This window comes from Leptospira paudalimensis (assembly GCF_026151345.1).
GTDB lineage: Bacteria > Spirochaetota > Leptospiria > Leptospirales > Leptospiraceae > Leptospira_A > Leptospira_A paudalimensis.
In genome coordinates this window covers 1,267,448-1,289,285 of record NZ_JAMQPR010000001.1, presented here as the reverse complement: position 1 = coordinate 1,289,285, position 21,838 = coordinate 1,267,448, and the positions used below count along the sequence as shown (strand labels likewise).

Sequence of the window (21,838 nt, the reverse complement as noted above, 5' to 3'; positions counted from 1 at the left end):
TCCTTCCAAAAGAAGTAGTTAAGAATTTTTATTTCGGTTCTATTTTTTTTAAAGATTGAATGTTATTATAAATTTTTTCAGCAAGAACAGGACCAATGCCCTGTACATTTTCCAATTCTTCCTTTGTTGCATCAGTGACTTTCTTTTTCGATTGGAAATACATTAGGATATTTTTCCTTCTACTTGCTCCGATGTCGGGGATATCATCCAAAATGGATTTGAGTGCTTTTTTCTTCCTTTGTAATCTTTGGAAGGTAACACCAAACCTGTGGGCTTCGTCACGTAGATTTCGAAGGAGTCTCATCATGGGTGAATGAATATCGAAACTATAAGGGTCTTTTTCCCCTGGAAAATAAATCTCTTCTCGTTTTTTTGCAAGGCCTACCATTGGAATATGGCCTAGATCCAGTGCATTCGCCGCTTCTGCAGCACGTGATAATTGGGTAAGTCCTCCATCGATCACAATCAAATCAGGGAGTGGTTCTTCTTCGTTCACCAAGTGGCTTAACCTTCTTGCAATCACTTCATGGATCATACCAGGATCGTTGATCCCATCATAACCTCTCATCTTATAATGCCGATACCCGGATTTAAAAGGTTTTCCTTCCACAAACATCACACCACTGGCAACAGGGGAACTCCCTTGGAAATGAGAGATATCATAACATTCAATTGTCCTAGGTAAAGTTGGTAAATTTAACTTTTCTTGTAGTTCCTTCATGGCAACTGTTTGGTCACGGAGTTTTGTTGCAAGGATCCTTTCCGTTAAACTTAATTCTGCATTTTTTTCTGCTAGGCGAAGTAAGGATTTTTTCGGACCCATCTCAGGGAATTTTAATTTAATGGATGTTCCGTATTTCTCCAGAATTGTTTCTAAAAATACATCGTGATTGCCTTTTGCCGAAGTTGGTAAGTACACAACACTTGGCAATATAGTGACGTTTAGATAATAATCACGTAGGAAAGAATTAAAAGCTTCTTCATCATCTGAAAAAGAAAGTCCTGTTAATGGGAAAGATTTTTTACCTTCTAACCTACCCCCTCTCACTTCGAGGATGACAATCTGACCTTCATCATCTCTTTTGCTAATCCCTAAAATATCTTCATCTCCACCATCTAAACTGACAACAGTTTGTTTTTCTCGAATTTGATTGATTTTTTCGATCCTTTGTTTGAGAAATCCAGCTCGTTCATATTCCATTTTGGTGGAAGCATCTAACATTGCTGATTTTAAATCGGCAACTAGGCGATCTTTTTTACCTTCTAAAAACCGAAGGATCTCATCCACTAACTCGGCATATGTTTCTTTTGTGATATTTCCCTGGCAAGGCCCAAGGCAACGTCCCATATGAAAATTGAGGCATGGCCTTTGTGGTTTTGAAAGAGGAAGTTTTAATTTCGTTTTCCTAACAGGAAAAATGCGATGGATAAGCTCTAACGTATCCCTTGCTGCTTTGACATCCGTAAATGGTCCAAAATACCTATCTCCATTGTCTTTTACCTTCCTTGTCAAAAAGACCATTGGATAGTCTTCACTTGTGGAGACACATAAGAAGGGATATTTTTTATCATCCTTTAACCTAACATTGAACTTAGGGTTGTATTTTTTGATGAGTGTCGCTTCGAGTAATAAGGCTTCTTTTTCTGTTCTTGTTGCAATCCAATCTAAATCATACAATTCTACATAAAGTGCTCTTGTTTTTCTGTCCTTTTGGTTGGGGTTGAGATAGGACCTAACTCGTGATTGGAGTTTCAAGGCTTTTCCTACATAGATCACTTGCCCCAATTGGTTTTTCCAAAGATAACAACCTGGTAAACTGCCTAAGTTTTTAATTTTTTCTTGGATGGTTTTGAGTATCAGGGCATCTTTCATAAAGAGGAACCGTCGGGAATTTTACGTTTACAATTCTTAGACAATCTGTATCCCTAGGGTATGGACATACGGAAAATGATCAAATTTATAATTTTTGGTCTTGAAGGATTTAACTATTTAATTGGATTCCCGATTTTACTGTCATATATTTATTTTTTCACACAATGGACAAGTGAAGAACTTCAAATCATTCTAATTTCTACAGGCGTCGTCGTCATTTTCATTGTAACCTTTGCTGTTTCTTTTTATTGGATCCGTTTTTCACCCGTTACCAGAATCTTCAATGGAACCGCTTCCAACACAGACAACCACAAAGCTTACTTCTGGCTCGATCATTTAGAAAAAGTCTCGATGATTGATGTCATCGTCCGTTATTCCGTAGGGTATCTTTTTGTACTCGGAGCCCTTCTCTTTTACCAAAAGACCAAAAATTTTGTTCTACTCAGTGAACTTGCCATTGGGCTTGGAATGACAGTCGCCTTTACGATTTTGTTCCAATCAATTTTTATTGGGTATGTAGAAACTAAATTTAACACAAAAGGAATTTTACTTTCCATTCGGTTAGATAAAAACTCAAGGATCAATACAAGAAAGTTATCTAGGAATTTGGGATTTCAAACTGTACTTTCGTTTTTTGCTGCAATTTTATTACTATTTATCATCAACTACCGCATGAACTTCAAACAAGAGTTAGATCTTGTGAACTCAAGTATGCAACAATCCGTAATGGATTCTGAATCTCTCATGCGACTCACTTTAGTTGACTTTCGTGATCGACTTACTGTTTCCATTTTTACAGAGAACAAACTAAAAGACCAAATCGTGAAACGCAATCTAAATGGAATTCGAAATGTCCTAAACGAAATCCAATTAAAAAGCACAAACCACGCAGTTGAGGCATTGTTTTATTACAAACCCGATGATGGAATTTTTATATCTACGAATGAATATGATCGTTCCAAAACTGGATCCATTTTTTACATTGAAGATGGAAACTTGGCAAGGCTAGGGCCACTCAGACACACAAGCATACGTTCTAAAATTTCTGGAGATATCGTTTCTCCATACACCTTACCTGTCTACGAAAACAACCAATTCCAAGGTTACGTAGGAGGATTTCTCAACATAGGTAAATTATCTAGTTTTATCTTAGGAAATTTAAAAATTGGAACATCAGGAAAAGTTGGATTTTTTGATGGTGATGGAACCATGGTTTATTTCACCGACAAACGAGAGATTGGTAAAAACGCCAAAACAATGTTAGTTTTCGATACTCCCTTCCAAACCCAGGAAGCACTTGGGTTTATCGATTCCACAGAAGATGGAACTCAAAAAAGAATCTTTTTTGTTAAAAACCCGGAGTTCAATTATCTTATCTACTGCATTTTTGAAAATTCTGAATTGTATGAAAAAACATTAACAAGCCTTATGATGACACTTGGAATTTCGATTTTGATTGTTGTCATCATCGGACTTGTAACTGTACTTGTGATCGAATCCAAATTAAAACCATTAGAACGTATCAAAGTACGTATCAGTGAAATGGTAAAAGGAAATCTAAAATCAGATTTTTATGACCCGAGCCGAGATGAAATTGGAAGTATGGCAAATGCTATGTTTGAATTCCAATCCAAACTCCGCCAAATTGTCAACCAAACTCAATCGGTTTCCAATGAACTTACTAATACAAGTTCCGAAATTTACGAATCCATGTTAACCCTTTCGGATGCCGCACAAAACCAAGCAGCTAGTAGCGAAGAGATTTCTGCTTCCATTGAAGAAATCACTGCCGGGATTGAAAGTGTAGCACAACGTACGGAAACTCAATCCTTTACCCTAGTTTCTCTCATGAAAAAGATGACGGAACTCAACCAAGTTGTTTCCGAAATTGATAAAAAATTCCAAATTGCAGACGTACGTGTGGAAGAAATCACAAACGATGCAAAAAAAGGGGAATCATCGCTTGGTGAGATGAAACTTTCCATGGATAAAATTTACCAGTCATCTTCTGAGATGACAAATGTAGTGGAGATCATCCATACCATTTCCGAACAAATCAATTTACTCGCTCTAAATGCAGCCATAGAAGCGGCAAGGGCTGGTGCCAGTGGCCGCGGGTTTGCTGTTGTTGCTGATGAAATTTCCAAACTAGCTGACAAAACAGCAAAATCCATTGAAGACATCGAAGAACTCATCAAACAGAACGAAGTCGAAATCAACCAAGGCCAAGAAAAAATTGACCAATCCATTTCAATTTTAAGCGAAACCATTACGGGTGTGAATTCGATCAACCAAATGACAAAAGAAATCCGAATGGTTGTCCAAAAACAAATTGAGACCAACGAAGAGGTAAACGAAGGTGTCTCTCAAATCCGAGAACTTTCTGAAATGATCCGAGAAGCAACAGAAGAACAAAAAACAGCGATGATGGAAATTTCACGATCCATTGCCGAAATTAATAACCATGCCCAAACTACAGCGATTTCCAGTGATGGCACAAAATCCAATTCACAAAACATGAACCAACTAACAGAAAGTTTACGAAAAGAGATCAATTATTTCCATGTCTAAGCCAAAAAATAAAGTCCCACTCAAAACAAAACTCATAGTGATTTTACTTCCGATGGGAATCGGTCTCGTCTCTGCTATGTTTGTGAAGTATAAAGTTCTCCTTCCTGTGGCCATTCCCAATTCCTATATGGAACCTACTTTAAAAAAAGGGGACACCGCTTACTTCAATCGTTTTTACCGCAAAAGCCAACTGGGAATTGGAGATGTGGTGATCGCCTCCTCCCCACTTGACCCGAATGCAACCTTCATTGCGAGGATCATTGGCAAACCAGGAGATTCCATTTCCATTCAAAAACGAATGGTTTTTCGGAATGGAACCATCTTAGATCCTACCATGTTTCCTGAAGCAAGTACACAATCGATCCCTCTCATCCCAGTAGGAAAAACAGAACATGATGATATGAACCCAGTGACAGTTCCAGAAAAACATTTCTTTTTACTCTCTGACAATCGCGAATTAGGAGTGGATTCGAGAACCCTCGGTACCATCCAAGAATCCCAAATCATCGCTGTTATGTGGTGATTTTCACTCGATTTATTTTGGAATTTGGAGCGGAAGTTCGATCGTAAATTCAGTATTACCTGGAATTGACTGGAATCGAATCGAACCTTGATGGCGTTCTACAATCTTGCGACAAATATCTAAACCAAGCCCACTTCCTTCACCGAGTGCTTTTGTTGTAAAGAATGGTTCAAAAATACGCGCCTTGATGGATTCAGGTATACCTGGTCCCGAATCTTGTACACAGATGGATACCTTATCCCCTAGATTTTTGGTATGTATCTTGAGTGTACCAGAAAAGGACATCGCTTGTAAAGAATTGTAAATCAGATTGGTCCATAAGTGCAAAAGTTCTTCTGGATACCCTTCTATGAAGGGAATGTCTTCATATTCCTTTATCAAAATCACATTTTTCTTGAATTGATTTTGATACAAAGTGAGAACAGTTTCGATATTCTCTTTCACATTGACCTTGATTGGATTTTTGGATATTTCAAATCGAACAAAGTTTTTCAAAGCAAACGTCATTTTACTGGCTCGTTCAACTGCTAGTAACATAATGTGAAGTGATTGGTAAACAGTGATTTCTTCCACAAGTAATGTGAGTATCTTATCTACCTTGTCTTTTAAAAACAATTCCTGATACGACTCCAAAACATCCAAATCAAACCCAACATCTATCAAATGGAATGAAAAAGAATCGGGAAGACCTCTTGAGTGGAGCCAAGATTCAATTCGTTTCCTTCTGCTCATCCGTTCTCTACCAGATATGATTTCAATTCTAGATTTTAAAACTTGGATTACTTCCTGAAATAAATTTTGACTCTTATGATCTGGCAAGAGTTCTTTTAACTCTTTTTGGAATAAGGAATATTCGGATTCAAATAAAGATTCTTTTAGATTTTCAGCTGATGCTTGGATGGCTGCAATGGGGTTATTGATTTCATGTGCTATGCCTGCTACGAGTTGCCCAAGGCTTGCCATTTTTTCAGAAAGGATGAGTTGGTTTTGAGCTTTTTTAACGTGGCGATAGTTGACTCTAGTTCTTCGTTAGAATTTCTTAGTTTTTTTGTACGTTCTTCAACCAGTTGTTCTAATCTTTCATTTAACTCTCTTAATTCATTTTCTCTTGAGATCAATTCCTCATAAATTTGGTTTTTCCTTTGGTTACTGATTGTGAGAGCGATTTGATCACCTAATTGGCTACAAAAAATAATTTCATCATCTTGCCACTTATGTTTTTTACCAACATGTTCAAAACATAAAGTTCCAATCAGTTCTTCTCCCATTCTGATTACACCATCTAACATTGCCGTGATGCCATTTGGTTTTAAATAGGTTTCAATGAATCCTTTCGTACGTGGATCCGTATAAGGATCGTTAGCATCCACATACTTTTCCTTCACTAGGTATTGGAATTCCTCTCGGAATTCAACTTCCTTCAAAATGGCACCTGAACTATGAAGGGCTTGACTTTGGAAGTATGTATCCACATTCAAAAGTTCATTTTTGGAATCATTAAAGAGCCATACTCCCACTCGTTCAATTCCAAGCCCCTCCGCTACTGATTTGGTGATGAATTTGGCCAAAGTTTGGATGTCACCTGACCGAGCACTCGGATGAGCGGAAACTTGTGCCAAAATGTTTTGTTGGAATCTGGCCCGAGTGAGCTCTCTTTGTATCCGATCCATGCCGTTTTTAGACAGTAGAATTGGCAAAAATCGTACAACTAGGATGGTGGATCCTCGCGTTAAAAATGTCAATTTCTAGCCTTTCGTTTGCTCCTATGCCCTTTAAAATGAGTGACATAGACCCCGAACTCGAAATTCTGTAATTAAAAAATCGTTTTATCTCTAGATACGAGCCTTTTAGGAGAAACTCAATGGTAAAAATCGCAATTAATGGTTTTGGTCGCATCGGACGACTTGTGCTTCGTTCCGGAATCAAAGACCCCAATTTAGAATTTGTCGCAATCAACGACCTAGTCACCCCAGACAACCTTTCTTACCTTTTTAAGTACGACTCAACTCATGGTCGTTTCAATGGGGAAGTTTCTCACACAGACAATGAAATCATCATCGATGGCAAAAAAGTAAAAACGTTCTCGGAAAGAGACCCAGAAAAACTCCCATGGAAAGAACTCGGAGTGGACTTTGTGATCGAATCAACTGGTCTTTTCACAGACCGAGTGGGTGCTGAAAAACACATCAAAGCTGGTGCCAAAAAAGTGGTGATCTCAGCTCCTGCAAAAGACAAAGACATCCCTACCTTTGTGATGGGTGTAAACCACGAGAAATACGATGCGGGAAAAGACAATGTTGTCTCTAATGCATCGTGTACAACAAACTGCCTTGCTCCCATCACAAAAGTGGTTCTTGACAACTTTGGAATCGTGGAAGGCCTTATGACTACCATCCACGCCATGACAGCAACCCAACCAACGGTAGATGGACCTTCTAAAAAGGACTTCCGTGGTGGACGTGGTGCTGCACAGAACATCATCCCTGCATCCACTGGTGCTGCGAAAGCAGTAGGACTTTGTATCCCAGAAGTAAACGGAAAACTCACAGGTATGAGTTTCCGCGTTCCTACACCGGATGTTTCGGTTGTGGACTTAACTGTTCGCACGGAAAAACCAACAAGCCTTGCTGAAATCAAAAAGAAAATGAAAGAAGCAAGTGAAGGTTCCATGAAAGGAATCCTTGGTTACACAGAAGATATGGTTGTATCGAACGACTTCCTTGGTGACATTCGTTCTTCTATCTTCGATGCAGATGCTTGTATTGAACTAAGCCCAACTTTTTTCAAACTCGTGTCTTGGTATGACAACGAAATGGGATACTCCAACCGAGTTCTCGACCTCGTACGTTACATGGCAAAAAAAGGCTAAGATGAAATTACCTCTTCTCGAAGAACAAAATCTAAAAGGAAAACGAGTCTTTGTTCGTGTGGACTTCAATGTCCCTGTGGAAAACGGAATCGCCACGGACAAAACTCGGATTGAAAAAACCCTCCCTACTTTGGAATTACTCATTTCCAAAGGAGCAAAGATCATTTTGGGAAGCCATTTGGGCCGACCAAAAGGTGGACCGGAACCAAAATATTCCATGAAACCTGTGTTTGATGTTTTATCTACACTCGTAAAAACCAAAGTCAGTTTCTCAGAAGCTGTGATTGGGGCGCCTGTTGTGAAGTTATCAAATGAACTTGGGGAAGGTGAAATTTTACTTTTAGAAAACCTTCGTTTCCATAAGGAAGAAGAGGCAAATGATGCCGGTTTCTGTAAGGAACTGGCAAAACTCGCTGACGTATATGTCAACGATGCATTCGGAACCGCACATAGAGCCCACGCTTCGACAGAGGGTGTGGCTCATCTTCTCCCTGCCTTTGCAGGACTTCTGATGCGGAAAGAAATTGAAGTATTAAGTGGGCTTCTTGCAAGACCAGAACGTCCATTTGTGGCGATCGTTGGTGGATCAAAAGTCAGTTCCAAATTCGCAATTTTAAAAAACCTTCTCGAAAAAGTGGACCACCTCCTCATCGGGGGCGGTATGGCTTATACCTTTCTCAAATCCAGAGCTGTACCTGTGGGTAAATCCCTTGTAGAACCTGAATTTGAATCCCAAGCCTTCCAACTCATTGACCGTGCAGGTGTACAAGGAGTTGACCTCCAAATCCCTGTGGACCACATCATTGCTGACAATTTTGATCCCAATGCAAAAACCAAGTCTGTGGACAAAATGGGGATTTTGGACGGATGGATGGGAATGGACATCGGGCCAAAAACCATCGACAATTATGTAAAAGCCATCAAAGAAGCAAAGACCATCTTATGGAACGGACCGATGGGTGTGTTTGAAATGGATAAGTTCTCCAAAGGAACGATTGAAATTGCAAAAGCCATTAGTAAATCCAAAGCAAAAACCGTTGTGGGTGGTGGAGACTCCATCGCTGCGGTGAATAAAGCAGGGGTTGCTGATAAAATCACTCATATCTCCACTGGTGGTGGTGCTTCCTTAGAATTTTTGGAAGGACGCACTCTCCCAGGAGTTCAATGTTTACTCCCAAAGGAAGATAAATAAGATGAGAAAAAAAATCATAGCTGGAAACTGGAAGATGAACCTGACACTTTCTGAGGCGAAAACCATCACATCTGGTCTCAAAGTTGCCAGTGATTCTTCCGCTTATGAAGTGATGGTGTTCCCAAGTGCTCTCCATTTGGAATCGGTCTCTTCCCTCGCAAGTGGATCGAAACTCATCGTTGGGGCACAAAATGCATACCAATCTGGGCTCACGGCAATGACGGGAGAAATTTCTCCCGTGCAACTCGCAGAACTCGGGATCAAAACTATCCTTGTGGGCCATTCCGAAAGAAGACAATTCCTCGGAGAAACATCAGAATTTGACAATGCAAAGATTGCCTACTTTTTAAAAGCAGGACTTCGTGTTGTGTATTGTGTGGGTGAAACTTGGGCGGAAAGAGAAAAAGGCCAAACTTTCTCTGTGTTAGAAGACCAAATCAAAAAAGGTCTCAAAGACATTACAAGTGACCTCTTTTCCAATCTTGTCATTGCATACGAACCTGTTTGGGCGATCGGAACTGGAAAAGTGGCAACTCCTGCGGAAGCAGAAGAAGCTCATGCGTTCATACGAAAAGAAATTGGCAAACTCTTTGTGGGTGCAGACTACGTAGCTGAAAACATACAAATTCTCTATGGTGGATCTGTGAAACCAGACAACATCAAAGAACTTCTCGCCAAACCAAACATTGACGGTGGCCTCGTGGGTGGAGCCAGTCAAAAATTAGAATCATTTTTAGGACTTTTAAAATAAGGAAATTATATGGGATTTTTTGCAGGAACCATTCTCACTCTATTTGTTCTACTTTCACTTTTCCTCATCCTTCTTGTGATGATCCAGACGGGAAAAGGTGGAAGCGCGGGAATGCTTGGTGGATCTACCGCTAGCCAATCCGTGTTTGGAGCTTCAACAGCTGACGTGATGACAAAAACAACAAGAGTTGCGGCAATTTTGTTTATTGTTTTATCACTTGCTCTTTCCTTTGTTTTTGCAAAGAAAGATGAAGTATTGGTACCAGATGTGGAACCAAGTTTAGAAACTCCGGTAGAAACTGATGGAACAACTCCCGAAGTTCCGGCACCTAGCACTCCTTAGTCTTTTTTTACTGAGTGTCGGTCTCTTCGCTGAGGTCGACATTACCGAAAAAGAAAACCGATTAGACAAGGAAATCCTTAGCCTTTACCGAGACATCGCCAAGGCCAGGGAACTTTTGTCTTACGAACAACTTTCGTCTTTACCAGCCAATACCACGATCCAATTCATTGGATCTTATCCAAACCGAACAGGCATAAGAATCCGTAAATTCAAAGTAGATCCAGACCCTCAGAATAAAAACCGTATCAAACATTCTGAAGAAAAATCAATCCTACTTGAATTTAATGGATCCGTTCTATCCAAAGTAGAAATCCAAATCACCTCAGAAGATACAGAAATCGAACAAAAAACGAGAACTAAAATCACTGATTCTACCCCACTCGATGAATCGGTGAATGATATGGTAATCCAATTTTCAGGTCTTGATGGATCAGAAAGTTTCCCACTTTCCTCTCTCAGAAATGATTCCATTAAACAAGAAAGGAATGATTTCAAAAAAGATTTTTATATCAAATTTTTATTAGATTTCCATAGCCAACTCATCTCGATTAGTGCACTCCAGAAAACAAACGGAAACCAAAGCCAAAAGAAAATGTTCAAACAACTAAACCAATCACTGGGATACTAATTTGTCAGAAAACAAAAACAATGGTGATTCTCAATCGATGGAAAACATTGAAAAAGTGGCAGAAAAAGCCCGAGAATTGGAAGCCATTTATGATGTTGTACAAGACCCACTCGTTCTTATCGATTCGGATTTCAATATCCAAAGAGCCAATCTTGCGACCATTTTGTTTGCAAAGAACAATAAATATGACGAGTTGTTAGACAAAAAATGTTACGAAGTATTGTACCAACGAACAGATATTTGTCCCTATTGCCCCAAAATAAACGTAAAATCAAAGGACAAAAACCATACTTCGTCTGCTCCCATCACCAGAGAAATTTTTTTTCGTTCTGAAGACAAAAAACAAACACTTCTTTTAGAATTTTACCCCTACCCGAAACAAGAAGATTTGTTTTGGATGGTGGAAAAAATATCGGATGTTACCAAACAAAGAGACAAAGAAGAAGAATCTTTCCGAATGCGTAACCTTGCGTCCTTAGGAATCTTAATTTCGGGAATTGCTCACGAATTGAATAACCCTTTAACTGGAATTAGTCTTACATTACAAAATTTAAAAGCAAACTGGCAAAACCAACCGCCAGAACAAATTGAAAAAAGATTGGATATGATTCGAAACGATATCTCTCGTGCAGCGATCATCGTATCAGATATTATTTCCTTTGCAAAAACAGATAAGGTCAAAGTCACTTTAGGTGATATCGTTGAAACCATTAACCGCGCAAAAGATACTGTCATTCGGCTTTATCCACATCTAAGTAAAAATATCAACTGGCGTATCACATGTGATCACGAATACCAATTCCCTTTCCATCCAGGAAAGATGGAAAGATTATTTATGAATTTGTTTCGAAATTCACTCCAAGCGTTTGATTATAGGCCTGGCGAAATCGCAATTGAAATTCGCAAAACCAAAAATTGGCTCCACATCATCGTGGAAGACAATGCAGGAGGAATTCCTGATGCGATCATCCAAAAGATCTTCGATCCTTTTTTCACAAGTAATAAATCGGGAACTGGTACTGGACTTGGACTTTCCATCTGTCATTCCATTGTAAAAGAACATGATGGCAATATCTCAGTTAAATCAGTGGAACAAAAAACAAGATTTACGATCTCTTTTCCGCTCACTAATGACATCACGGAGCCAAGTTCATGAAACAATCCATTCTTATCGTTGAAGATATTCATTCAATTCGTGAAGCCATCATGGATTTATTAAGTGCAAAATTTAATGTCTTTGGTGCAGAACATTTTGAAGAAGCAGTTTGGTATTTATCAAATGAAAAAATTGACCTAACCATTACCGACATTCGATTACCCGGTAAATCAGGTATTGACCTTGTGAAACTCATCCAAAAGGAGTTTCCGAGTGTTCAGTATGCATTGATGACAGCATACAATATCAACGAATACATAAAATATGCAAAAGACCTTCAAATTTGGAACATCATACCCAAGTATAGTTTTTTGGATATCCATCTCATCGAAGTGATGGTAGAAAAATTATTATCAAACGATATCTTTGGAATTGAAAAGTATTTTGCAAAAGATTTCCAAGTATTAGACCAAAACATCAATAGTGAATTTGAAGAAGCTCCTAATAATGGAATTGTATACAAACAAATTAAATCAGACCAAGACAGGTCAATCCTTTGTGGTAAAATTTCCAAAAATCTAATCCAATTGGGAGCTCCTAAAGCGATTCAACAGGTGTTAGAAGAACTAACTTCCAATGCGATGATCCGTGCTCCTCGTACAAACGAAGGAGAGTACAAATACCAATTTGAAATTCCTAGCCATGACATGGTAGTTCCACTTGATAATATCCAACTCATGCCAGATGATTATTTTTTAATTGGGTATGGTTCTACAGAGAGTACGATTTTTATAGTGGTTCGAGACCAATTTGGATCCCTACGTAAGGAAGAAATTTTACATCGTTTGGATCGTCATATCAGTATTGATGAAACCACTGGATTTCCAAAAGGTTTAGAAGACAGTCATGGAAGAGGACTTTATATCTGTCGCGAAATTTCCGACCAATTGATCTTTAATATCAAACCAGGTGTTTGTACAGAAACCATTGCCATGATCAACCGAGAAGGTAGAACTGGTTTTAAGTCTTTATCCATTTACGAAGTGTAAAAAAAGATCATAAGATTTGAATCTGTACTAAATCCGTTTTTGTTTCCATATAAAAAACGGATTCTGCTTTTCCTGGGAAAAATCGAACTGGAAATTCAGATGGGGAAATTCTTTTTTTGCGAATCAAATACCCTTTAGGAGTATAAAACTGAAGTTCTGAATCCACAGCCGCCACAACAAATTGATCACTGGCAAAAATGGATTGGTAAACACCCACTTGTTTTGTTTTGATTTTTTCCCAAACCAATTTCCCATCTTCATAAAACTGCAATGAGTCAGGAGTTTGCAAAAATAGATTCCCTTCGTTACTTGTAGCCAAATACAATTGATGTGGGTAAAATTTGGCCAATGGAAATTCTTCTACAACTTTACCTTTTTCATCTAAGATTAGGATCCAATCTTTATCATTCACGGAAAAATGAACCGAGACAAATCTGCCATCGGGTGAGATCGACAATGATTTAAAAAACGAATTTTCTTTCTCTTTGGATAAATCAAATCCATATTTTAAATTGGCCTTTTCATCCAATCTGTAAATTTCCCCACCTGAAAATAATACAACACAACCTTTGTTTTTTATATCAAACTGGTAATCAGTCAGAAACCTACCATTTAACTCCTGTTTACCGATTCTATTCCCACTTTCATCAAGTAAAAATACTGTGTTATTATCTCCTGATAAATACAAAACTGGTGATGCAAAATAACCACTACGTGGGTATGAATTAATCGGTTTTTTCCAAAACAATTCACTACTATCTGAGAAAAAATTAACCTCATCTCCAATTTTTTCATACAACAAATACCCATTTCCTAAAAGTGGAAAATCGATTAGGTATTTAGGATCAATCTCTGGTCGGGAATTCGTTTTAAAGGAATAAAACTGTCTATTGTATTTATAACCATTGATTGTTTTGATTGGATCCTCACCAAGTTTAGGAGGATTGGTACCAAATTTACCTTCCAAATTCCAAATCCAAGTTTCACGAATACTCGGAACAAAATTTAAATCCACATCCCAACTAAAATAGAACAATAGAAAAAAACCGATGGAATAGAATATGTTTTGAAGCATAAATTATATAACCTTACTTTTTAAAGATTGGTAAATCAAAAATATTGCAGTATTACTTGCATTCTCACGGATTGCTTCCCTATTCCCAGGAAACACATACCTGTGGATAGCGATCTCACCATTAGGTTCTTTGATTCCAATACAAACTGTGCCTACAGGTTTTCCTTCACTTCCACCGTCCGGCCCTGCAATCCCCGTGATGGATACTCCATAATGTGTTCCTGTTTTTTGGCATAGTCCTTCCACCATCGCTTTTGCCACTTCTTCACTTACGGCACCATATGTGTTAATTGTCTCGATAGGAATCCCAAGTAAATTGGATTTCATCTCATTCGAATACGTTAAAAAACCACCCATAAAGTAAGCACTGGAACCAGGTTGTTCTGTCAATTTTTTACCAAGTAATCCACCAGTACAACTTTCTACAACCGAGATGGTCAATTTTTCACTTAACAAACCTTCGTGTACGATACTAAACACATCGTCTGAAATGATTTTTGGATATTGAGTTTCCAACCGATTGGTGATTTGATCTAGTAAATCTTGATTTGTAGATTGGAATATGCATTTAATATAACCACGATTCGCAGTAACTCCCCATTCCGCTTCCTTAAAAAATTCATCCCTATTGGGTTCGATAAAATCATTTTGGAATAATGATTCGCCAATGTTCCACAACCATTTTGTTTTTTGTAGTAAGTTTTCCCGAGGGTAAAGTTTTTTCAGTTCAGGAACTAACCTACGTCTAAACATTTCAGTCATCTCGGATGGAACTCCTGGCATACATACCAAATAGGAATTTTCTCCAATAGATTCCACAAATCCTACGGCAATGCCGACTGCGTTGTCTAAAGTTTTACATCCTTCAGGAACAAATGTTTGGCGAAACACATTAGGAAGGATATCTTTATATTCCTTTCCTCTTGATTCATAAATTTTGGTGAGACGAAGTTTCGCTTTTTCAACAGAATAGGATGTTTTTCCAGTTAATTTTAAAACTGTCTCCAAAGTATAATCATCTTCCGTTGGTCCAAGCCCACCTGTCATGATAGCAAGCACTGGTTTTTCTTTTGCGAGAGTTTGTAGTGATTGTAATTCCGAAAGAATCAAATTTGGATCATCAGGCAAAGTGATGAACTTTTTTACCTTCCAACCAAGTTCAAACAATTGATTCGCAATCCAACCAGAATTGGTATCCAGACTACGACCTGCGGTTAATTCCGATCCAGTGGATAGGATAACAATAAATGGTGACATCATCCTTCTACTTCTTTCGACATTTTTTCAGGGGAAGAAATTCCAAGAAGTTCTAAACCAGAAGCAATTGCCAATTTCGTAACATAGATCAGTAACAATAATTGTTCCCTTTCCTCACCTACTTTCTCTTTAATACGGTTATCTTTATGAGAATAAAATTTGGTAAATGCCTTACTCAGTGATTGGAGATAGTTTGTTAAACGATGCGGTTCCAGATGAGTTGCAGTATCATACACTTCTTCCTGGAAACGAGATACCCAAAAAAGAAGTCTAACTCGTTCCTCTTGTTGGAATTGTTGCACTTTTAATTCAGAAGGAAATTTCCATTCCGTAATATTCATTTGTAATTCACGGAAGATGGAACAAACTCTTGCATGTGCATATTGGATATAAAATACAGGATTTTTATCTGATTCATCTTTGGCTAAATCCAAATCAAAATCGAGTGGTGCATCCGAACTTCTCATTAGGAAAAAATAACGGCCCACATCCTTTCCATTTTTACCTAGATAGGTTAACAAATCCCGCATCGTTTGGAAAATTCCCAACCGTTTGCTCATTTTAACCTTTTCTTTGTTTTCGATCAGATTCACTTGTTGAGCGATGAGAACCATAAAACTTTCTTTTGGTTTCCCGAAAGATTCCACTGCCCCTTTCAATCGAGCAATGTAACCATAATGATCAGGTCCCCATATATCAATGAGTTTGGTAAATCCTCTTTTGTATTTATCAAAATGATATGCAATATCAGCCATAAGGTAAGTTGGCCTTCCATCTTCCCTACGAATCACACGGTCTTTGTCATCACCATAATGGGTTGATAAAAAATGAAGTTTTCCATCGATTGTCGTGACATCTTCTTTTTTCAATAACGATGGAACATTTTCCACTTCACCTGATTCGTGTAAGCTCCTTTCACTGTAAAACTTATCAAATTGAACACCAAATAAATTTAAGTCTTCTTTCTGTCGGCTGAGGTTATAATCAACAGCATACTTGGATAAAAATTGAATACAATTTTCCCAATTTTTGTTTTGGATCCAATCCCCTACTTGTTTTGAATGATCTGAGTCATTAAGTAATTCATTGGCAATGTCTTTAATGTACTCCCCTCGGTAACTTTCTTTGGGTAACATACGTTTTTCTATAAGGGAAAATATAGATTCATCAGATTCTTCCTCTTGGAAGGTGATATGATCACCCTTACATTCAAAAATTCGAAGTAAAACAGCAACCCCAAGTAAATACACTTGGTTTCCATAATCATTTACATAAAACTCTCGTTTGACGGTATGGCCCAAACTCAATAATAAGTTTGCCAATGCATCACCATATGCAGCAGAACGAGCCGATACAATATTCATGGGACCCGTTGGGTTAGCAGAAACAAATTCTAATAATATAGTTTCCGAATCATCTGTTTTTGCAAAGGAAACAGCAGGTGACATGACTTTTGCAACATATCCAATTAAATACGAAGGACGAATTCTAAAATTGATAAAACCAGGCGGAGAAAACGAAACAAAATCAAAAAGGGAATCATTTTGGATTTCGGCCAGAACTCCTTCGGCAATATCCTTTGGATTCAATTTTAAGAGATTTTTATTTTCTAAAGCAAAGGGAGAGGAGTAATCTCCAAACTTCTCGTCCCTTGAATATTCGATTCGAATTTTAAAATCTTCAAATGGGATATCTGCGTTCAGTTTTTGTATATAAGACTTAACTGCAGATTCTAATTCTGCGAGGACAATATTCTTTAATAATTGATTGGCTTTCATTTTAATATTTAATTTCCATTTTTAATTTGTCTGAATTTTCCCATAGTTCAAAACTTTTGATTTTAAATCGGGATACAAAATTGGGAATGGATTCTGCTTTCTCTCGAAGGATCACTTGGAACACTTCATTCTTTGGTTTGGTCTTAGGGTTAAAGGAATTTTGTTTTAGATTCTCTGATTTGAGTAAAATTTGGAACAATGCGAGGAAAACCGAGAAGGTCATTAGAAGTAAGGTCGTTTTTGTTATAAAATTCATAAATCCCCAATCGTTCGATAAAACTCAAAATAAGATTTTAATTCTTTTCCAAAGAGCGATCGTATAAATTGATTCAGGATCATATCACCTTCTCTGTATTCAAACTCTTTCGGAAAAATAGCCAAAACATTTGAAAATTTCTTAGATAACATTGTGTGAAAAAGTTTTAAAACAGGCAAATGATCTTTGGAAATGGGATGGCAATCTGAACATAAAAATTCACGAGAATCAACAGAAAAATAAGCCTTGGATTTTGTGAGGACTTCCTCCCCGCAAGTATGGCAATAAAATTCCGTAGGAAAATGACCCATATGAGTAAGTGCTCTGATTTTAAAAAATGGCAAAATTTCCTTTCGAAAACCATTGGTATTACTTGTTTCCAAACTCCCTGAAAGTAGCTGGAACAAAAAAGGATGATTTTCTCCTTCTGGATACAATTGAGAAGTAAGTTCCGTCATGTACAAAACAAAAAGGGTTCCAATATAATCAGATTTTAATTCATCAAATCGTTTGATCAGGTGGATTTCTTTAGTTGATTTCCAATCCTTTTCAGCTTGGTCATAAAAATCCACTTCCACTAAACAACCTATTTCTGTTGAAATGATGGCACGTCGTTTGGACTTTCGAATTCCTTTACTGATAAAGTTCATCCGCACTTGGGACTCCCCTGCAAGACTAATCAGTCGGTCACTATCACCGATGTCTTTACTCTGGATGATGATTCCTGTTTCTTTTCGTATTGCCATTTACGTTGCAAATACCAAATCCAAACATTCATCTTCCATTTTTCTCATTAAAATCGCATCCTCTTCATTGGTTTCATGATCATAACCAAACAGATGTAAGATTCCATGAACAAGCAAACGATAAAATTCATCAATGACTGTATGACCAATCTCAATTGCTTGTTTCCGACAAGTTTCCATAGAAATCACGACTTCACCTAAAATTTGAAATGGTATTTTTAAAGATGCGTCAAACAATGGGAACGATAAAACATCAGTAGTTTTTGGTTTTCCACGACGTTCCCGATTAATATCAGACATCATTTGGTCATTCACAACTAATAAGGAAAGTTCAAGTGATTGTAAAAAATTGGGAGCTAAGTGCTGCAAAATGAGTTCACAGTTTTGGATGATTAACTCTGGATCGATTTCCTCTTGGTCTGTTTCATCATTCCAATTAGTGAAGACCTGAAGTTCTGGATTCATGATTTTGGCTTTTTAGTATTCGCTGTTTCCAATGCCTTTGTATCCTCTGGTTTCGGATATTTAGGCCTTTGGTGTAAACTGGAAAGTAAAACTTCTTTAAAACTTGCTTTGATGATTTCTAAATCACCGATGGTTAGACCACTTTCATCTAACTGGTTCTCTGCTAATTTTGAATTGATGATTTTACGAATTAACTCATCCAAACTTTCCTGAGAAACCTCATCTAACGAACGTGATGCTGCTTCTAATGAATCGGCAATCATCACAATTGCTGTTTCCTTACTTTGAGGTTTTGGTCCTGGGTATTGGAAATCTTTTTTGTTTATATTTTTCCTGGCACTACTAGAGATTTCTTGTAATGCTTTATGGTAAAAGAATGCCATAGTGGAAGTTCCATGGTGTTCTGGAATAAAACTGATGATCTCGCGGGGAAGCCTTGCTTTTTTCGCCATTTCAATACCATCTAACACGTGGTCGATGACAGTTTTTGCAGCAAGTGCCGGATTATTTTTATCAATGTGTTCTGGTTTTGGGATTAAATGCTGGTTTTCCACAAAAAAACCAGCATTTGGAATTTTACCAATATCATGGAAGTACACTCCCACCCTCACAAGGAGTCTATCTAAGTTAAGATTTTGTGCTGCTCTTTCGGAGAGTGCCGCCACCATAAAGGTATGAGTGTAGGTAGAAGGAGCTTTAGTGAGAAGTTGTTGTAATAAAGGGTGGCCCGTATCAGCCAGTTCAATCAATTTAAAACGGGTTGGGATATTAAAAATATACTCATACAAAGGAAGTAAAAACTGAACTGCAGTGGCACTTGCAAAACCATTCACAAAACACATCACCGTGATTCGGAATAAATTGGAATTGGTTAAGTCCTTAAAAAATCCAGCACCACTGGAGACAAAAAACTCCCTGCCATCAAACAAATAACCCGCAGTTGTCACAAGGATTTGAACAAATGTGAGTAAAAACCCAGCTTTTAAAAAATCAATTCGTTTGAGTAACCTTCTGCCATAAATGGAACTCATGACAGCTACCGTGAATGCTAACATAAAGGAAGTAGGATTGTACCGAGAGGCAAAAAACACGGCAAAGGCTAAAAAGAACCCAATGGCAATGGAGAGTTGTTCATCATAAACAAAACCAAGAAGTAAACAAAGCATTCCCACAGGAACAAACATTCCGAAATAATAAACCCCCGACAAATCACTGTCAGTTGCGTAAAATACTTTCGATAACAAATAAATCGAAGCAATAACAATCCAAAGTGTAAAAAAGATGATAAGGTTACTCGAAAGGTCATTCAATCTGTTTGGCCTATAACGAATCAAATAAAAGCCTACAATTACGATGAGAACACATTGAGTGAGAAAAATAGAAATGATAGAAGCAAGGTTTGCCCGAGTCGCATATAAATTCATCATATCCAGTTTTAACTTCACCTCTGGAGTGATGACATCCCCTGCTCTAACAATGATTTCATTTGCTTGGATTCTGCTTTTTTGCACAACGACAGCACTTGCCGCTTTTACCCTTGCATTTTCAGTTTCTTCTGGATTGTAATTACAAGCAGGATAGGAATACACATAGTACAATCCAATTCTCGATACTGCCTTGAGAAGTGAGTCAGAAACGTTTGGTAATTTTTCCGAAGCTAACTTGGATAAAACGGCAGTAACAGGCCCATCTTTGTAAATTTGGGAACGCGGAATCACTAAGTTTCCATCAATGATGGTGGTATGGTCTTGTGTTCCAATGTTACGAATTTTAGCACCTGCTTTGTCTAATTCCTTTGCAAATGGTAAATCCTCTTTCACAATACAATACTTGGAAAAAATCAGATTGGTGTATTGTTGGATGAAGTTTTTTAATTTGTCTTTTCTTGGATATTCTAAGATCGCTTGGATTTCTTCGTTTGTACGATTACGCCACCGTGGGATACGGTCTTTTACAATAGCAGGATTGGATTTTCCCTCTTGGAGTAAGATCCGAAGGATTTCTAAATCCTCTGATAAATTGGTGTCAATCCCAGCAACTAAGACTCCAAAGTCTTTATCAAATGCAAACGGAACATTCGCTTTTGCTTTTTGTTTTTCTAAATTGGTTTTTTCGGTATCTTCGTAAGAAAATTCTTTTACCGATTGGATGGTTTCTGGTGCAATTTTCCCTTCTGAAAAAAGTCCATCTGGATCCGTATTTACCTTTGATTGTCCAAAAAAGGGAATCGAAAGTACATAGGTCACAAATAATAAAGTAAGCGAAACCAAAATGATTTGGATGTTACGAACGACAGAGACAGGTCTAACTTTTGTTAAAAAGTCAGTCACACTCGTCATAGAAGAATCAAAGATCGCTTTCATTGTTTTTTGTTAAATAGGCTTTCGTTTTCTTCAAATCGTCGGACAATCGATTCGACAATCGGGTGACGTGTGATGTCTTCCCTTCCGAAAAAAATTGTCTCTATTCCATTCAAATTCCTGAGTGTGTAAACTGTTTTTTCGAGTCCAGATTTTCCGTGTGCAAGGTCAATTTGTGTGGCATCACCCGAAATTGCCATTTTGGAATTTTTCCCAAACCGAGTGAGGAACATTTTAAGTTGTGGCAAAGTACAGTTTTGAGCTTCATCTAAAATGATAAAGGAATGAGAAAGTGTTCGGCCTCTCATAAAGGCAATCGGGGCAATTTCAATTTTACCCACTTGTAAGTACTCACTTGTTTTTTCAAAACCGATACATTCGTGTAACGCATCATAGATGGGACGTAAATAGGGGTTTACTTTTTGTGTTAGGTCACCAGGTAAAAAACCCAAGTTTTCTCCTGCTTCCACAGCTGGCCTTGTGAGGATGAGCCTGTCCACTTCTCCTGTTTGCATCATACGGCAAGCCGTGGCAATGGATAAAAATGTTTTACCTGTTCCCGCAGGCCCCATGGCAATGGTGATGTAGTTTTTATGAAGGCTATCGACAAAACTTTCTTGGTTTTTGGTTCGTGGAAAGATGGGTTTTCCTTTGAAGGTGACAAAAATTTTGTCTTTAGGTGTCCAAGATTCTCCTTCCTTTTGGAAGTCAGGGGATCCAGGTGTTGGCCATCCACCACTCGAGTCTTTGACCTTATTTACCAAATAATCAATATCAAAAAAAGAATACTCAGATTTGTCAGGTCTACGTTTGAAATTCTCTTCTACTTTCTGAAAGGTATCAAGGGCCACTTGTACATGGTCCGCACTCCCTTGGATGATGAGAGATTTTCCTCGGGGGATGAGTTTTACATTCAGTCTGCTTTCCCATAACGGGAGTTTGCTGTCGCTAATCCCACAGACCGTTTGGTAGAGGGATTCTTCCTGGAATGTAAAACTTTCATCCAT

General features: G+C 38.0%; 20 protein-coding genes. 9 read left to right on the top strand and 11 right to left on the bottom strand.

Annotated features, from left to right (window positions below):
• Nucleotides 1–28 precede the first annotated feature (28 nt).
• Nucleotides 29–1,873 carry an excinuclease ABC subunit UvrC gene (uvrC, locus tag ND855_RS05960; RefSeq protein ID WP_265357597.1) on the bottom strand — a complete coding sequence of 615 codons (1,845 nt, stop codon included), beginning with the start codon at nt 1,871–1,873 and terminating at the stop codon, nt 29–31.
• Nucleotides 1,874–1,948: 75 nt separating this feature from the next.
• Between uvrC and ND855_RS05955 the strand changes: the two genes are divergently transcribed.
• A complete protein-coding gene (locus tag ND855_RS05955; RefSeq protein ID WP_265357596.1) occupies nt 1,949–4,444 on the top strand; it encodes a methyl-accepting chemotaxis protein in 2,496 nt (831 codons plus the stop codon).
• Nucleotides 4,437–4,967 (top strand): signal peptidase I, encoded by a 531-nt coding sequence (lepB, locus tag ND855_RS05950; RefSeq protein WP_265357595.1) that lies wholly within the window; start codon nt 4,437–4,439, stop codon nt 4,965–4,967. Before ND855_RS05955 ends, lepB begins: the two co-directional genes overlap by 8 nt.
• Nucleotides 4,968–4,979: 12 nt before the next feature.
• Here lepB and ND855_RS05945 read toward each other — a convergent pair whose 3' ends face one another.
• Together ND855_RS05945 and ND855_RS05940 are read right to left on the bottom strand one after the other, a co-directional pair.
• Nucleotides 4,980–5,930, bottom strand: a complete 951-nt coding sequence (locus tag ND855_RS05945; RefSeq protein ID WP_265357594.1) for a sensor histidine kinase — start codon at nt 5,928–5,930, stop codon at nt 4,980–4,982.
• On the bottom strand, nt 5,906–6,637 hold the full coding sequence (locus tag ND855_RS05940) for a GAF domain-containing protein (RefSeq protein WP_265357593.1): 732 nt from the start codon (nt 6,635–6,637) through the stop codon (nt 5,906–5,908). The genes ND855_RS05945 and ND855_RS05940 overlap by 25 nt, the downstream gene beginning before the upstream one ends.
• Before the next feature lie 191 nt (nt 6,638–6,828).
• On the opposite strand from ND855_RS05940, the gene gap reads away from it, so the two are divergent.
• From gap to ND855_RS05905, 7 genes are read left to right on the top strand one after another with little or no spacing between them, the layout of a single operon-like run.
• Nucleotides 6,829–7,836: a type I glyceraldehyde-3-phosphate dehydrogenase gene (gene gap, locus ND855_RS05935; protein ID WP_100727225.1), complete on the top strand. Its 1,008-nt coding sequence runs from the start codon at nt 6,829–6,831 to the stop codon at nt 7,834–7,836.
• A gap of 1 nt (nt 7,837) precedes the next feature.
• Nucleotides 7,838–9,028: a phosphoglycerate kinase gene (locus tag ND855_RS05930; RefSeq protein WP_265357592.1), complete on the top strand. Its 1,191-nt coding sequence runs from the start codon at nt 7,838–7,840 to the stop codon at nt 9,026–9,028.
• A 1-nt stretch (nt 9,029) separates the two neighbouring features.
• Nucleotides 9,030–9,779, top strand: a complete 750-nt coding sequence (tpiA, locus tag ND855_RS05925; RefSeq protein WP_265357591.1) for a triose-phosphate isomerase — start codon at nt 9,030–9,032, stop codon at nt 9,777–9,779.
• A gap of 9 nt (nt 9,780–9,788) precedes the next feature.
• Entirely contained in the window at nt 9,789–10,121 is a 333-nt protein-coding gene (gene secG / locus ND855_RS05920) for a preprotein translocase subunit SecG (RefSeq protein WP_100727228.1), read from the top strand.
• The gene (locus tag ND855_RS05915) at nt 10,081–10,749 is read left to right on the top strand and encodes an LIC_12096 family protein (RefSeq protein WP_265357590.1); all 669 of its coding nucleotides are present in this window, start codon (nt 10,081–10,083) and stop codon (nt 10,747–10,749) included. Before secG ends, ND855_RS05915 begins: the two co-directional genes overlap by 41 nt.
• Before the next feature lie 37 nt (nt 10,750–10,786).
• A complete protein-coding gene (locus ND855_RS05910; protein ID WP_265359347.1) occupies nt 10,787–11,905 on the top strand; it encodes an LIC_12097 family sensor histidine kinase in 1,119 nt (372 codons plus the stop codon).
• Complete coding sequence (locus tag ND855_RS05905) at nt 11,902–12,894, top strand: response regulator transcription factor (RefSeq protein ID WP_265357589.1); 993 nt, start codon at nt 11,902–11,904, stop codon at nt 12,892–12,894. The genes ND855_RS05910 and ND855_RS05905 overlap by 4 nt, the downstream gene beginning before the upstream one ends.
• A 7-nt stretch (nt 12,895–12,901) precedes the next feature.
• On the opposite strand, the gene ND855_RS05900 is transcribed toward ND855_RS05905, so the two are convergent.
• From ND855_RS05900 to ND855_RS05865, 8 genes are read right to left on the bottom strand one after another with little or no spacing between them, the layout of a single operon-like run.
• Entirely contained in the window at nt 12,902–13,969 is a 1,068-nt protein-coding gene (locus ND855_RS05900; RefSeq protein ID WP_265357588.1) for a hypothetical protein, read from the bottom strand.
• A 3-nt stretch (nt 13,970–13,972) separates the two neighbouring features.
• A complete protein-coding gene (locus ND855_RS05895; protein ID WP_265359346.1) occupies nt 13,973–15,226 on the bottom strand; it encodes a nicotinamide-nucleotide amidohydrolase family protein in 1,254 nt (417 codons plus the stop codon).
• Complete coding sequence (gene argS / locus ND855_RS05890; RefSeq protein ID WP_265357587.1) at nt 15,226–17,004, bottom strand: arginine--tRNA ligase; 1,779 nt, start codon at nt 17,002–17,004, stop codon at nt 15,226–15,228. Before argS ends, ND855_RS05895 begins: the two co-directional genes overlap by 1 nt.
• A gap of 1 nt (nt 17,005) precedes the next feature.
• A complete protein-coding gene (locus ND855_RS05885) occupies nt 17,006–17,260 on the bottom strand; it encodes a hypothetical protein (RefSeq protein WP_265357586.1) in 255 nt (84 codons plus the stop codon).
• Complete coding sequence (recO, locus tag ND855_RS05880) at nt 17,257–18,006, bottom strand: DNA repair protein RecO (protein WP_265357585.1); 750 nt, start codon at nt 18,004–18,006, stop codon at nt 17,257–17,259. Before recO ends, ND855_RS05885 begins: the two co-directional genes overlap by 4 nt.
• Nucleotides 18,007–18,471 carry an rRNA maturation RNase YbeY gene (ybeY, locus tag ND855_RS05875; protein ID WP_265357584.1) on the bottom strand — a complete coding sequence of 155 codons (465 nt, stop codon included), beginning with the start codon at nt 18,469–18,471 and terminating at the stop codon, nt 18,007–18,009. It lies immediately after the preceding gene.
• Nucleotides 18,468–20,834: an HD family phosphohydrolase gene (locus tag ND855_RS05870; protein WP_265357583.1), complete on the bottom strand. Its 2,367-nt coding sequence runs from the start codon at nt 20,832–20,834 to the stop codon at nt 18,468–18,470. Before ND855_RS05870 ends, ybeY begins: the two co-directional genes overlap by 4 nt.
• Nucleotides 20,831–21,838, bottom strand: coding sequence for a PhoH family protein (locus ND855_RS05865; protein ID WP_265357582.1), 1,008 nt, complete (start codon nt 21,836–21,838; stop codon nt 20,831–20,833). Before ND855_RS05865 ends, ND855_RS05870 begins: the two co-directional genes overlap by 4 nt.